Source organism: Streptomyces sp. NPDC096323, assembly GCF_040302845.1.
Taxonomy (GTDB): Bacteria; Actinomycetota; Actinomycetes; order Streptomycetales; family Streptomycetaceae; genus Streptomyces.
In genome coordinates this window covers 424,475-437,990 of record NZ_JBEOSI010000002.1, presented here as the reverse complement: position 1 = coordinate 437,990, position 13,516 = coordinate 424,475, and the positions used below count along the sequence as shown (strand labels likewise).

The window sequence follows — 13,516 nt, the reverse complement described above, 5'->3', positions numbered from 1 at the left end:
TCAGGCGGGCTGACCGCCGGCCTCGACCGCCGCCGCGTCCATCCATACGACCTCCCAGATGTGGTGGTCCGGGTCCTGGAACGAGCGGCCGTACATGAAGCCGAGGTCCTGGGTGTCGTTGGCGGGCGACCCGCCGGCGGCGAGTGCCGCGTCGACCAGCTCGTCCACCCTCTCGCGGGTGTCCGCGCTCAGCGCGAGGATCACCTCGGTGGACTTCGAGGCGTCCGCGATCTCCTTCTTGGTGAAGTCCTTGAAGCGCGGTTCCTCGAGGAGCATGGCGAAGATGGTGTCGCTGATGACGAGGCAGCCGGTGCGCTCGTCGCTGAACTGGGGGTTGAAGGAGTAGCCCAGCTTCTCGAAGAAGCCCCTCGTCGTTCGGATGTCCTTGACCGGCAGGTTCACGAAGATCATCTGAGGCATGGCCGTCTCGCTCTCTCGCTGGTGTCCCGGGTGCGTTTCCCGAATGCGTGACGAGAGGTAGACGCCGGGTCCGCCGGGAACTCATCGGTGCCGGACGAAAGACCTCCCACGGGGCTTCCGGGCTCCCGCGCCCGGGGCTCAGGACACGGCGAGCGGCGCTCCGCCGCGCAGCAGCGAGCCGCCCAGCGGGGTCAGCGTGTGCAGGACCGAGCTGCCGTGGCGCAGGGTGCGCACCAGGCCGGCCTCGCGCAGCACACAGGCGTGCTGGCTGGCCGAGGCGAGGGACACCCCGGCCCGGCGGGCGAGCTCGCTGGTGGTGCACCCGTCGCCGATGACCCGCAGCACCGTCGACCGGGTGTTCCCCAGCAGCCGGCCGAGCCAGGGGCCCGGTTCGGCGAAGACCGGGGCGGCGGCGTGGGTGAGGGGGTAGACGAGCACCGGCGGGAGCAGCGGATCGCGGTAGACGACCGGGGTGCCGCGGCAGAAGAACGACGGCTGGAGGAGCAGGCCGCGGCCGTCGAGGTGAAGTTCGCGGTCGACCGGATAGTCGGCCTCCAGCACGGGTGCCCGCCAGCGGATCACCGGCGGGAGCGAGGCCAGCAGTTCCTCCGCGCCCCCGTCCAGGAGGGCGCGGCCGCGGATCGCGCGGTCGGCCTCGACGCTGGCCTGGATGTGCGGCCAGTACGGCTCGACGGCGGCCCGGTGATAGGCGCGCAGGACCCCGATGAGCCGGCCCAGGGGCTCGGCGCGCCCTTCGCCCAGCGTGTCCAGCGCCACGGGCCGCACCGCGCGCAGGGCGGCGCCGCGGCCGCCGGACCCTCCCTGGGCCCCCAGCACCGCCAGTTCGGCCCGCAGGCGGTCGGGCGGGGTGTCGCGCAGGGCCTCCATTCCGGTGGCGAAGTCCATCGGCTCGGCGCCTTCCTGAGAAGGCGTCAGGAAGTCGGGGAAATAGCCGCGCGGTGGAACCACGGCGGACAGCAGGCGTACTTCACCATTCAACCGTGGTCGCGCTTCGGAGCGCCATTTCCCGAACACCGTGGAAGCCCGCCGGTCTCTCAGCCGGTGAAAGCTGAGAATGGTCTCCCATAATGCGTCCGGCCCGGTGGCCATCCGCACCTTGGAAAGGTCCCATCCGGAGACATGGATACGCAGCACCGAACCCCCACCCCTTGCACCTGCAATTGCCCCCACGCCAGAGTATGCGAAGGGTAACTACACGTCACCACGGGGTTTCGGCCAGAGGTGAAACGTCTCGCCCGGACCCACCGTCACCCGAAAGGCTGTACGACGTCGGGTGCGATTCCGGAACCACCGGAAGAGCGGGTGAAGGCCGTGGGGGGTTTCGCTCGTTCGGCGGCGGTTGGTGACGGTGCGGCTCCGCACTCGACGGGGGTAAGCCGGGTGCGGTCTGTGGGTGGGGATCCACGGACCGCACCCCGGTCCCGTTCCGGGCCCATTTCTTTGCGCATTAAACGAAGCAATGGGGCGGCGGTTTGCGCAGAAAGCGCTCACATTCCGGCATCCGGCCCGGGCGGCCCCGCATCCGCACAGAGGCCACGCTCATCCGTAGCCACGCTCATCCGCACAGAAGTCCGTGCACATGACAAGACGGCGGCACCCCCGCACAGGGTGCCGCCGCCTCCGGGAATTCCGCGCCGCCGCCGGACCGATGAGGGTCGTCCGGTCCTGCGGCAGCCGGCGGAATCAGTGGCTCTGCCGGCTCAGCGGCTGTCGCTGCCCCGTGACTCCGCGGCCGCCCGGCCCGCCTCCAGGCGGGCCACCGGAATGCGGAACGGTGAGCAGGAGACGTAGTCCAGGCCCACCTCGTGGAAGAAGTGCACCGACTCCGGGTCGCCGCCGTGCTCACCGCAGACGCCGAGCTTCAGGTCGGGACGGGTCGCCTTGCCGGCCGCGACCGCGCTGCGTACCAGCGAGCCCACGCCGTCCTTGTCGATCGTCTCGAACGGCGACACCCCGAAGATGCCCTTCTCCAGGTACGCGGTGAAGAAGGAGGCCTCCACGTCGTCGCGGGAGAAGCCCCACACCGTCTGGGTCAGGTCGTTGGTGCCGAAGGAGAAGAACTCGGCCGCCTCGGCGATCTGGCCGGCGGTCAGCGCGGCGCGCGGCAGCTCGATCATCGTGCCGATCTTCAGCTTGAGGTTCGTGCCCGTGGCGGCCTGGACCTCGGCGATGACGCGGTCGGCCTCCTCGCGGACGATCTCCAGCTCCTGGACCGTGCCGACGAGCGGGATCATGATCTCCGCGCGCGGGTCGCCCTTGGCGTTCTTGCGCTCGGCGGCGGCCTCGGCGATCGCCCGTACCTGCATGGCGAACAGGCCGGGGATGACCAGGCCGAGCCTGACCCCGCGCAGACCGAGCATCGGGTTCTGCTCGTGCAGCTTGTGTACGGCCTGCAGCAGGCGCAGGTCGTTCTCGTTGGCGTCCTTGCGGGACTCGGCGAGCGCCACCCGGACGGAGAGCTCGGTGATGTCGGGCAGGAACTCGTGCAGCGGCGGGTCCAGCAGCCGTACGGTGACGGGCAGTCCGTCCATCGCCTCGAACAGCTCGATGAAGTCGGCCTTCTGGAGCGGCAGCAGCTCCTCCAGGGCCGTCTCGCGCTCCTGGTCGGTGTCGGCCAGGATCAGCTTCTCGACCATCTCGCGGCGCTCACCGAGGAACATGTGCTCGGTGCGGCACAGCCCGATGCCCTGGGCCCCGAAGCGGCGGGCCCGCAGGGCGTCCTCGGCGTTGTCCGCGTTGGCCCGCACCCGCAGCCGGCGCACCCGGTCCGCGTACGCCATGATCCGGTGCACGGCGGCGACCAGCTCGTCCGCGTCGTCGGCGCCCGCGTGCATCCGGCCCTCGAAGTACTCGACGACCGGCGACGGCACGACGGGGACCTCGCCGAGGTACACCTTGCCCGTCGAGCCGTCGATGGAGACGACGTCGCCCTCCTCGACGACCCGCCCGCCCACCGTCATCCGGCGGCGCTTGGTGTCGACCTCCAGGTCCTCGGCACCGCAGACACAGGTCTTGCCCATGCCGCGGGCGACGACGGCCGCGTGCGAGGTCTTGCCGCCGCGCGAGGTCAGGATGCCCTCGGCGGCGATCATGCCGTCCAGGTCGTCCGGGTTGGTCTCACGGCGGATGAGGATGACCTTCTCGCCGGAGCGGGACCACTTGACCGCGGTGTACGAGTCGAAGACGGCCTTGCCGACCGCGGCGCCCGGCGACGCGGCGATGCCTCGGCCCAGCCGCTCGGTCTTCGCCTCGTCATCGAAGCGCGGGAACATCAGCTGTGCGAGCTGAGCCCCGTTGACGCGCTGGAGCGCCTCCGCCTCGTCGATGAGCCCCTGGTCGACGAGCTGGGTGGCGATCCGGAAGGCGGCGCCGGCGGTGCGCTTGCCGACCCGGGTCTGGAGCATCCACAGCTGGCCGCGCTCGATGGTGAACTCGATGTCGCAGAGGTCCTTGTAGTGGGTCTCCAGCGTCTCCATGATCTGCATCAGCTGGTCGTACGACTTCTTGTCGATGGACTCCAGCTCGGCGAGCGGCACGGTGTTGCGGATGCCCGCGACGACGTCCTCGCCCTGCGCGTTCTGGAGGTAGTCGCCGTACACGCCCTGGTGGCCGCTGGCGGGGTCACGGGTGAACGCGACGCCCGTGCCGGAGTCGGGGCCGAGGTTGCCGAAGACCATGGAGCAGACGTTGACCGCGGTCCCGAGGTCGCCGGGGATGCGCTCCTGGCGGCGGTAGAGCTTGGCCCGGTCGGTGTTCCACGAGTCGAAGACCGCCTTTATGGCCAGGTCCATCTGCTCGCGCGGGTCCTGCGGGAAGTCGCGTCCGGCGTCCCGCGTGACGATCTTCTTGAACTGCTTGACCAGCTTCTTCAGGTCGCCCGCGTCGAGGTCCACGTCGACGGTGACGCCCTTGGCCTCCTTCGCGGCCTCCAGCGCCTCCTCGAAGAGGTCGCCGTCCACCCCGAGGACGGTCTTGCCGAACATCTGGATCAGGCGGCGGTAGGAGTCCCACGCGAACCGCTCGTCGCCGGACTGGGCGACGAGACCGACGACGGAGGCGTCGGAGAGACCGATGTTGAGAACCGTGTCCATCATGCCGGGCATCGAGAACTTGGCGCCGGAGCGGACGGAGACCAGCAGCGGATCGTCGGCCTGGCCGAGCTTCTTGCCCATCCGCGCCTCGAGGGCGTCGAGGTGCGCACTCACCTCGTCGCGCAGGGCGGCCGGCTCGTCGCCGCTGTCGAGGTAGACCTTGCAGGCCTCGGTGGTGATCGTGAAACCCGGAGGGACGGGAAGCCCGAGGTTGGTCATCTCGGCGAGGTTGGCACCCTTCCCGCCGAGAAGGTCCTTCAGTTCCTTGTTGCCCTCGGTGAAGTCGTAGACGAACTTCTGAAGGTCTTCGTTTTCCGACACGGGTCTCGACTCCTCGACGACGCGGTGGCTGCCCTGACGGCGAGGAACATACCCAGATCGAAGGTGTCTGGGTACGTGCGCTTGCGCGTCGTGGGGCCGCAACCACCCGTCCGCCAGCAGATCGAAAGTTGAGCGGCGCATCACCCGATGGAGTGCATGTGTTCATCTCTTGAATGGATGAGCACGGAAAGCGATCAATTTCGGCACGCTTCACCACTGTGCGTGGGAGAGGCATCGATCGATCAAAGGAGAGGCGCCTGGCACCCAGTGCCATCATTTGAGAAGTGCAACCCCCTCCGGGCCGCTCATTTGAGCCAGTGACCCATCAGGCGTGGCGAGGATCACTCTGCGAACAGCGCTCAGATGTCACCATACGGACGCCTCAAGGGAAGCTCCTGGTGACTCTTTGGTCACAGTACGCCACCTCGGGGCGGGGAAGGTGACGCACGGGTCACCATCGACCGGCGGATCGCGCCGGATCTCGTCGATTCAGACGTTATTCGGTGCTCAAATGAGCAGAGGGGCGGCGGGGGCACCCAGTGCCCCTCGCCACCCCTCCGGGAAGCCCTCCTCCGGAGGCTGCCTCAGCCCCCCGAGGTGTCCAGTTCCGCATCCTCGCTGACGCCCGCGCAGTCGTACGGGTCCTTCAGCCAGCCGTCCGGCAGGACCACCCGGTTGTTGCCCGAGGTGCGCCCGCGCGGGCCGTCGGCGCCGTCCGGCCACGGCTGGTCCAGCTCCAGCTCGTGCAGCTGGGAGCCGAGCTCCTCCAGCGACGAGGTGATCGCCAGCTTCTTGCGCATCTCGGAGCCGACCGCGAAGCCCTTCAGGTACCAGGCCACGTGCTTGCGGAAGTCGATCACGCCGCGGGTCTCGTCACCGATCCACTCCCCCAGCAGCGTCGCGTGCCGCAGCATGACGTCGGCGACGGTGCGCAGGGTGGGCGCCTGCCTCGTCTCCGTACCCTCGAACGCGCTCACCAGGTCGCCGAAGAGCCAGGGCCGGCCCAGGCAGCCGCGGCCCACGACCACGCCGTCGCAGCCGGTCTCGCGCATCATCCGCAGGGCGTCGTCCGCGCACCAGATGTCCCCGTTGCCGAGGACCGGGATCTCGGGGACGTGTTCCTTGAGCCGGGCGATGGCGTCCCAGTCGGCGGTGCCGCCGTAGTGCTGGGCGGCCGTCCTGCCGTGCAGCGCGACGGCCGTGACACCCTCCTCGACGGCAATCCGTCCGGCGTCGAGATAGGTGATGTGGTCGTCGTCGATGCCCTTGCGCATCTTGATGGTGACGGGCAGGTCACCCGCGTTCGACACGGCCTGGCTGAGGATCGCGCGCAGCAGCGGCCTCTTGTACGGGAGCGCGGAGCCGCCGCCCTTGCGGGTGACCTTGGGGACCGGGCAGCCGAAGTTCAGGTCGATGTGGTCGGCGAGATTCTCGTCGACGATCATGCGGACGGCCTTGCCGACCGTGACGGGGTCCACTCCGTAGAGCTGGATCGAGCGCGGGGTCTCGGTCGCGTCGAAGCGGATGAGCTGCATGGTCTTCTCGTTGCGCTCGACCAGGGCCCGCGTCGTGATCATCTCGCTGACGAACAGCCCCTTGCCGCCCGAGAACTCCCGGCACAGGGTGCGGAAGGGCGCGTTGGTGATGCCGGCCATGGGGGCCAGGACCACCGGCGGCTGCACGGTGTGCGGGCCGATGCGGAGCAGCTGGGGCGAGGGGGCGAGCGTGGTCATTCCCCCATTGTCGCGTACGCCGGGAACTGCTCCGGTGGCGGAGACTGCCGGGGCCCGGTGGGGAGGGCGGCGACGGGCAGCCATAGGGGCAGCGAAAGTCGTTAGTTAGCCGTACTATCCATACATGCCCGAGCTCAGCCACCGGCGACGGATGCTCGTGCTGGCGATCTGCTGCATGAGCCTTCTGATCGTCAGCCTCGACAACACCGCCCTCAACGTTGCCCTGCCCGCCATGCGTCATGACCTGGACGCGAGCGTCGCGGGCATGCAGTGGACGATCGACGCGTACACGCTCGTCCTTGCCTCCCTGCTGATGCTCGCGGGTTCCACCGCCGACCGGATCGGCCGCCGCAAGGTCTTCATGGCCGGCCTCGTCCTGTTCACCGTCGGGTCGGCGCTCTGCTCGCTGGCGCCCAGCCTGGAGGCGCTCATCGCGTTCCGGATGGTGCAGGCCGTCGGCGGATCCATGCTCAACCCGGTCGCGATGTCGATCATCACCAACACCTTCACGGACCCCCGCGAACGCGCCCGCGCGATCGGCGTCTGGGGCGCCGTCGTCGGCATCTCCATGGCGGCGGGACCCGTGGTCGGCGGCCTCCTGGTCGATTCGGTCGGCTGGCGGTCGATCTTCTGGGTCAACCTGCCGATCGGCATCGCCGCACTGCTGCTGACCTGGCGGTACGTATCCGAGTCCCGCGCCCCGAAGGCGCGCCGCCCTGATCCGGTGGGCCAGCTCCTGGTGATCACGCTGCTGGGCTCGGTGACGTACGCGATCATCGAGGCACCCCAGAAGGGATGGGCCTCGACGGAGATCCTGCTCTTCGCCGCGCTCGCGGCGGCCTCGCTGACCGGCCTGCTGGTGTACGAGGCCCGGCGCACCGACCCTCTGATCGATCTGCGCTTCTTCCGCAGCGCCCCCTTCAGCGGGGCCACCGTCATCGCGGTCAGCGCCTTCGCCGCGCTCGGCGGCTTCCTCTTCCTCAACACCCTCTATCTGCAGGACGTACGGGGACTCAGCGCGCTGGACGCCGGCCTCCAGATGCTGCCGATGGCGGCCGTGGTCTGCATCCTGTCGCCGTTCTCGGGCCGGCTCGTCGCCAGTCGCGGGCCGCGCATCCCCCTGCTGGTCGCGGGAATCGCGATGGCGGTGAGCGGGCTGATGTTCGCGGCGTTCGACGCGGAGACCGGCACGGTCTCGATGTTCACCGCCTACGTGGTGTTCGGCCTGGGCTTCGGAGTGGTGAACGCGCCCATCACCAACACCGCCGTGTCCGGGATGCCGCGTGCCCAGGCAGGAGTGGCCGCGGCGGTCGCCTCGACCAGCCGCCAGATCGGCCAGACCCTGGGCGTCGCCGTGATCGGGGCGGTCCTCGCCGCGGGGGTGGCCGGCGCCGGTTCCTCGTACGGCGACGGCTCGGCGGGCGACTTCGTCGCGGCGAGCAGGGCCGCCTGGTGGATCATCACCGGCTGCGGGGTGAGCGTCCTGCTGGTCGGGGCGGTGAGCAGCGGGCGCTGGGCCCGGGAGACCGCCCGGCGGACCGCCGAACGGCTGGAGGAGTCCGCGCGGGCTGTCCAGGGGGCGCAGGCGGGCACGCCCGCGGGTCCCGCGGGTCAGTCCTCGGCTTCCGCGAGCACGAGTGCCTGAGGGCGTTCCGTCGCTGGGCGGTCAGCCTTCCGCGAGCACGAGGGCCTGCAGCCGTTCCAGTCGCTCGCGGGTCTCCTCGTCGCGTGGGGCGTACGTCACCAGCCTAGGTCCGGCCGAGGGGCCGAGCCAGAGGTCGGTGGTCTCCACCCGGAGCAGCCCCACCTGGGCGTTGCGGAAGATCTTTGACCGGCCGCCGGTTCCCACGACCTCGTGGCGCGCCCAGATGTCGCGGAATTCCGGCGAGGCCGACTCCAGCCGCTCCAGCAACGCCTTCCAGGCGGGCTCGGCGAGGTGTTCCGCCATCGCGGCCCGGAATTTGGCGGTCAGGAGCCGGGTCACCTCGGCGATGTCCATGACCGAGGAGCGCCACTCCTCGTTCGTGTAGGCGAGCAGCATGACGTTGCGGTCCTCTGGCGCGACGGCGTCCATGTCGCAGAGCAGCCGGCCGTAGGTGCGGTTGTGGGCGAGGACGTCGTACCGGCTGTTCTGTACACAAGCGGGGATCGGCTCCAGCTGTCGCAGCATGGTGCTCAACGCGGGGGTGACACTCGGGCACTCCGTGCCGGGCGCCGGGTCGACCGCTCCCGCGAGGGAGAACAGATGGGTGCGCTCGCTGCGGTCGAGCAGCAGTGCACGGGCGAGCGCGTCGAGTACCTGGGGCGAGACCTGGATGTCACGGGCCTGTTCGAGCCAGGTGTACCAGGTGACGCCGACGGCGGAGAGCTGGGCGACCTCCTCGCGGCGCAGCCCCGGAGTGCGCCTGCGGCGGCCCCGGACCAGTCCCACCTGTTCGGGCGTGATCCGCTCGCGTCGGCTGCGCAGGAAGTCCGCGAGTTCGTGGCGCCGGACCTCGGTCTCGGACGGGGCCGGGATGCCCGCCTCGGGGGCCTCCGGGGTCTGCGGAGCCGGGTCCCTGCGTGCTGCCGTCACCATCGTCGTCATGCCTCCAGGGTGCGGGCCGTGGCGTGGCCGTTCCAGGTGCCGCTTCTACCAGGATAAAGACACTCTGGTACCAGGCTCCGGCAAGCGCGATCGTCGATGTCGTGAGTGAATCCGTCATGAGTGAATCCTCTGTACGCCAGAAGGCGAACGCCCCCCTGCTGCGGCGCGACCACCCGGCCCCGGTACTCGGCGCGCTGGGGCTGTTCACCGTTCTGCTGGGCGCGGCCCTTCCCCTGATCGACTTCTTCATCGTCAACGTCGCCCTGCCCACGATCGACCGCGACCTGGCAGCGGGACCCGCGCTGCTGGAACTGGTCGTCGCGGGCTACGGGCTCGCGTACGCCGTCCTGCTCGTCCTCGGTGGCCGGCTCGGGGACATGGCCGGCCGGCGCCGGCTCTTCCTGCTGGGCATCACCGCGTTCGGGCTGACCTCGCTGGCCTGCGGACTGGCGCCGAACGCCTGGACGCTGGTCGGGGCGCGGGTGGCCCAGGGCGCGTCGGCGGCGCTGATGCTGCCGCAGGTGCTCGCCACCATCCAGGCGGCCACCTCGGGCCACCGGCGGGCCCGGGCGATGAGCCTGTACGGGGCGACGGCCGGGCTGTCCATGGTCGCCGGGCAGATCCTGGGCGGGGTGCTGGTCGCCGCCGCGCCGCTGTCGTCGGTGTTCGGCGAGAGCGCGGGCTGGCGCTCGGTGTTCCTGGTCAACGTGCCGGTCGCGGCCGTCGGGCTGTTCCTGGCGGCGCGCAAGGTGCCGGAGACCCGTTCGGAGCGGCCGGCACCCGTCGACGTACCGGGCACGCTGCTGCTCGCCGCGTCGCTGGTGACGCTGCTGGCCCCGCTCACCGAGGGGCGGGCGGCGGGCTGGCCGCTGTGGACCTGGGTGTCGCTGGCGCTGTTCCCGTTCGCCGCAGTGGAGTTCTACCGGGTCGAGCGGCGGGCGGACCGGCGTGGTCTGGTGCCGCTGGTCCCGCCGAGCCTGCTGCGGCTCGACTCGCTGCGGCGCGGGCTGGCGCTGGTGGTGCCGTTCTCGATCGGCTTCGGCGGCTTCATGTTCGTCATCGCGGTGGCGCTCCAGCAGGGGCTGCGGCTGGGTCCGGCGGAGTCGGGGCTGTCGATGGCCCCGATGGCGGCGGCCTTCTTCGCGGCCTCGCTGGCCGGGCCGCGGCTGGTGCGCCGCTACGGCAGCCGGGTGGTGACGGCCGGCGGGCTGATCCAGGCGGCCGGCGTCGTCGTTCTCGCGCTCACGGTGTGGCAGGGCTGGTCGGGCCTGGGGCTGCTCGGGCTGATGCCGGGAATGGCGGTCGCCGGACTCGGCCAGGGCCTCCAGCTGCCCGTCCTGTTCCGCATCGTCCTGTCCGACGTCCCGCCGGAGCGGGCCGGGGTGGGCGGCGGCGTCATGACGACGACCCAGCAGGCGGCGCTGGCGCTCGGCGTGGCGACGCTCGGCTCGCTGTTCCTGGCCCTGGCACCGGGCTCGGGCATGAGGGACGCGCTGATCGTGACGCTGCTGGTCCAGCTGGCGGCGGTCGCGCTGACGACCCTGCTGAGCCTGCGGCTGCCGCGCACGGTGGGGTGAGAGCGGGGCGGGATACGGGTGTGGGCCCGGAACACCTCAGGTGCCTGAGGTGTTCCGGGCCCACGGTCGTACAGGTGGTGTGAACCGGCGCTCCATGGGCTCGGCGCGCGTTCTCCGCGAGCTCGGCGCGCGTTCTGCGCGGGGAGGCGTCAGCTCTGGGCGGGCGCGTCCTGCTCCGGGGCGTCCTGCCCGGCGGGGGCGGCGGCGTCCGACGGCTCGGCCTCGGTCCCGGCGGTGCGCTCGCGCATCTTGCGCAGCAGCTCCGCCTTCTGCTCGGCGGCCGTCTGCCGGTTGGCGTCGCGCTCGGGGCCTGCGCCCTGCTGCTCGGCGCGGGACAGCTTCTTGCGCTGTCCGCCGACGCCGAGAAGGTTGTTACGGCTCTTGGCCACGGGGTTCTCCCATTCATGGTGAAAGTGAGGTCTCAGAAGACCTTGGACCGGTCCGGTGGGCGGCGGGTGGTCGGGCCCGCCGCGCTCTCACTCGTAGATCTGGAAGAACGAAGACATGAGGGAACGGTACCTCGCCCCGAACGGCCCCGGCACCGGAATTTCGCCAGGCCGGTCACCCTCCCGAGGGAACGCGGGATGACAGATATTGAAATCTGTCATCCCTCATGCCATGGTTGAGATGTGGCACGGCGCGGCATCCATCCGCGTCCGACGCCCGCTTTGTTCGTGCCGAGTCGTTCCACGTCCACCCACCGGGAGTCCTCATGAACGCCCCCTCCGCCCTCCCCACCCGCGCCCTCGGCTCCACCGGCCCGCAGGTATCCGCGCTCGGCCTCGGCTGCATGGGCATGTCGGCGCTGTACGGCGAGACGGACCGCGCCGAGTCGATTGCCACCATCCACGCCGCACTCGACGCCGGCGTCACGCTTCTGGACACCGGCGACTTCTACGGCATGGGTCACAACGAGCTGCTGATCAACGAAGCCCTGCGGACCGCCCCCTCTGCCGTCCGCGAACAGGCCCTGACCAGCGTGAAGTTCGGCGCCCTGCGGACCGTGGAAGGTGCCTTCACCGGATACGACGGCCGCCCGGCAGCCGTGAAGAATTTCGCGGCGTACTCACTGCAGCGGCTGGGCACGGACCACATCGACATCTACCGGATCGCCCGCATCGATCCCGACGTCCCGATCGAGGAGACCGTCGGCGCCATCGCGGAACTCGTCGAGGCCGGTCACGTCCGCCACATCGGACTCTCCGAGGTCGGCGCGGACACCCTCCGGCGGGCGGCGTCCGTGGCCCCGGTCTCCGATCTGCAGATCGAGTACTCGCTGATCTCCCGCTCCATCGAAGCGGAGATCCTGCCCGTCTGCCGCGAGCTGGGCATCGGCGTGACGGCCTACGGGGTGCTCTCCCGGGGCCTGATCAGCGGCCACTTCTCCCGCGACCGCGAGCTCGCCCCCGGCGACTTCCGGTCCATGAGCCCGCGCTTCCAGGAGGGGAACCTCCAGCGCAACCTCGACCTGGTCGACGCGCTGCGCAAAATCGCCGAGCAGAAGGGCGTCACCGTCGCGCAGACCGCCATCGCCTGGGTCCTCGCCCAGGGCGAGGACATCGTGCCGCTGGTGGGCGCCCGTCGCCGCGACCGGCTCGCCGAGGCCCTCGGCTCCTTGGACGTGCGGCTGGACGCGGCCGATCTGGCGGCGATCGAGGAGGCCGTCCCGGCCGGCGCGGCCGCGGGCGCCCGCTACCCGGACAGCCAGATGGCCCACCTGGACAGCGAGCGCTGACCTCCGGGTACGGTCAGCGGGGTGCGGCCCGCCCCGCTTCCACCCCTCCCGCGCACGACGCCCCCGAAAGGCAGCCCGCCACCATGACGCCGCCGTCCGGCCCGCTGACTCCCGAGCGCATCCTCGAAGCCACCGAGGACGTGCTGCGCCGCTACGGGCCCGCGAAGGCGACCGTGGTCGACGTGGCCCGTGCGCTCGGCGTCAGCCACGGCAGTGTCTACCGCCATTTCCGCACCAAGGCCGCCCTGCGCGAGGCCGTCACCGGCCGCTGGCTGACGCGTACGGAGCTGGCGCTCACCGAGATCCTGCACGCCTCCGCCCAGCCCGCTCCGGCGAAGCTGCGGGCGTGGCTGGAGACACTGTTCGAGGCCAAGCGGCACAAGGCGGGCGACGATCCCGAGCTGTTCGCCACGTACGAGGTGCTGATGGGCGAGAGCACCGTGGTCGAGGACCACATCACCGAACTGGTCGGCCAGCTGCGGGAGATCATCGAGGAAGGGGTGCGTGAGGAGCAGTTCACCGCGGAGGACCCCGCGGCCGCCGCCCAGGCCGTCTTCGACGCGACAGCGCGTTTCCACGACCCCGCGTACGCCGCGGAATGGCAGAAGCCCGCCATCGCCGCCGAGTTCACCGCCGTCACGGACCTCCTGCTGCGCGGCCTGCGCCCCTGAGCGCGGCCTCGTCCAAAGCCTGCGCCCTGAGCGCGGCCTCATCCAAACGAAAGGCCCTACGTCGCCGTCGGGTCGACCGTGGCCTGATGCGCCTCGGCGAGGTGCTCCTCGGCCTTGAGCCAGGGCAGGAACTGCACGGCCCTGCGCCAGTCGCAGGTGTCGCAGCTCAGCTGCCGCTGCACGCCCGACTTCCGCACGTGGACGACGTGTTCACGGCCGTGCTGGTCCCATCTGCTGACCTTGCTCGTGGTCATGGACGGCATCCGAGCCTCCTGAGAGCGGGTTTGACCAGTGTGCACGAAGCCCCCGGTTCCGTTCGGGGAACCGGGGGCTTCGTCCAGCGGGTGAAGCGGGTACGAC

At 70.6% G+C, this 13,516-nt stretch carries 11 protein-coding genes; 4 read left to right on the top strand and 7 right to left on the bottom strand.

What is annotated here, in order from left to right:
- The 4 genes from ABTX18_RS05940 to dusB all read right to left on the bottom strand — a co-directional run bounded on the left by ABTX18_RS05940 (window position 1) and on the right by dusB (window position 6,586).
- On the bottom strand, window positions 1-420 hold the full coding sequence (locus tag ABTX18_RS05940; protein WP_352121504.1) for a VOC family protein: 420 nt from the start codon (window positions 418-420) through the stop codon (window positions 1-3).
- Window positions 421-558: 138 nt separating this feature from the next.
- On the bottom strand, window positions 559-1,575 hold the full coding sequence (locus tag ABTX18_RS05935; RefSeq protein WP_352121503.1) for an ArsR/SmtB family transcription factor: 1,017 nt from the start codon (window positions 1,573-1,575) through the stop codon (window positions 559-561).
- A 566-nt stretch (window positions 1,576-2,141) separates the two neighbouring features.
- Window positions 2,142-4,853: a pyruvate, phosphate dikinase gene (gene ppdK / locus ABTX18_RS05930; protein WP_352121502.1), complete on the bottom strand. Its 2,712-nt coding sequence runs from the start codon at window positions 4,851-4,853 to the stop codon at window positions 2,142-2,144.
- 584 nt (window positions 4,854-5,437) lie between these two features.
- Entirely contained in the window at window positions 5,438-6,586 is a 1,149-nt protein-coding gene (gene dusB / locus ABTX18_RS05925; RefSeq protein WP_352121501.1) for a tRNA dihydrouridine synthase DusB, read from the bottom strand.
- A 124-nt stretch (window positions 6,587-6,710) separates the two neighbouring features.
- Between dusB and ABTX18_RS05920 the strand changes: the two genes are divergently transcribed.
- Window positions 6,711-8,231 carry an MFS transporter gene (locus tag ABTX18_RS05920; protein ID WP_352121500.1) on the top strand — a complete coding sequence of 507 codons (1,521 nt, stop codon included), beginning with the start codon at window positions 6,711-6,713 and terminating at the stop codon, window positions 8,229-8,231.
- Window positions 8,232-8,252: 21 nt separating this feature from the next.
- On the opposite strand, the gene ABTX18_RS05915 is transcribed toward ABTX18_RS05920, so the two are convergent.
- Window positions 8,253-9,173 (bottom strand): MmyB family transcriptional regulator, encoded by a 921-nt coding sequence (locus ABTX18_RS05915; RefSeq protein ID WP_352121499.1) that lies wholly within the window; start codon window positions 9,171-9,173, stop codon window positions 8,253-8,255.
- A 116-nt stretch (window positions 9,174-9,289) separates the two neighbouring features.
- On the opposite strand from ABTX18_RS05915, the gene ABTX18_RS05910 reads away from it, so the two are divergent.
- The gene (locus tag ABTX18_RS05910) at window positions 9,290-10,750 is read left to right on the top strand and encodes an MFS transporter (protein WP_352121498.1); all 1,461 of its coding nucleotides are present in this window, start codon (window positions 9,290-9,292) and stop codon (window positions 10,748-10,750) included.
- Window positions 10,751-10,899: 149 nt separating this feature from the next.
- Here ABTX18_RS05910 and ABTX18_RS05905 read toward each other — a convergent pair whose 3' ends face one another.
- On the bottom strand, window positions 10,900-11,139 hold the full coding sequence (locus ABTX18_RS05905) for a DUF6243 family protein (RefSeq protein ID WP_352121497.1): 240 nt from the start codon (window positions 11,137-11,139) through the stop codon (window positions 10,900-10,902).
- Window positions 11,140-11,462: 323 nt separating this feature from the next.
- Here ABTX18_RS05905 and ABTX18_RS05900 point away from each other — a divergent pair, with 323 nt between their 5' ends.
- Window positions 11,463-12,485 carry an aldo/keto reductase gene (locus ABTX18_RS05900; RefSeq protein ID WP_352121496.1) on the top strand — a complete coding sequence of 341 codons (1,023 nt, stop codon included), beginning with the start codon at window positions 11,463-11,465 and terminating at the stop codon, window positions 12,483-12,485.
- 83 nt (window positions 12,486-12,568) lie between these two features.
- The gene (locus ABTX18_RS05895) at window positions 12,569-13,156 is read left to right on the top strand and encodes a TetR/AcrR family transcriptional regulator (protein WP_352121495.1); all 588 of its coding nucleotides are present in this window, start codon (window positions 12,569-12,571) and stop codon (window positions 13,154-13,156) included.
- Window positions 13,157-13,212: 56 nt separating this feature from the next.
- Here ABTX18_RS05895 and ABTX18_RS05890 read toward each other — a convergent pair whose 3' ends face one another.
- A complete protein-coding gene (locus tag ABTX18_RS05890; RefSeq protein WP_219571183.1) occupies window positions 13,213-13,419 on the bottom strand; it encodes a hypothetical protein in 207 nt (68 codons plus the stop codon).
- Window positions 13,420-13,516 lie beyond the last annotated feature (97 nt).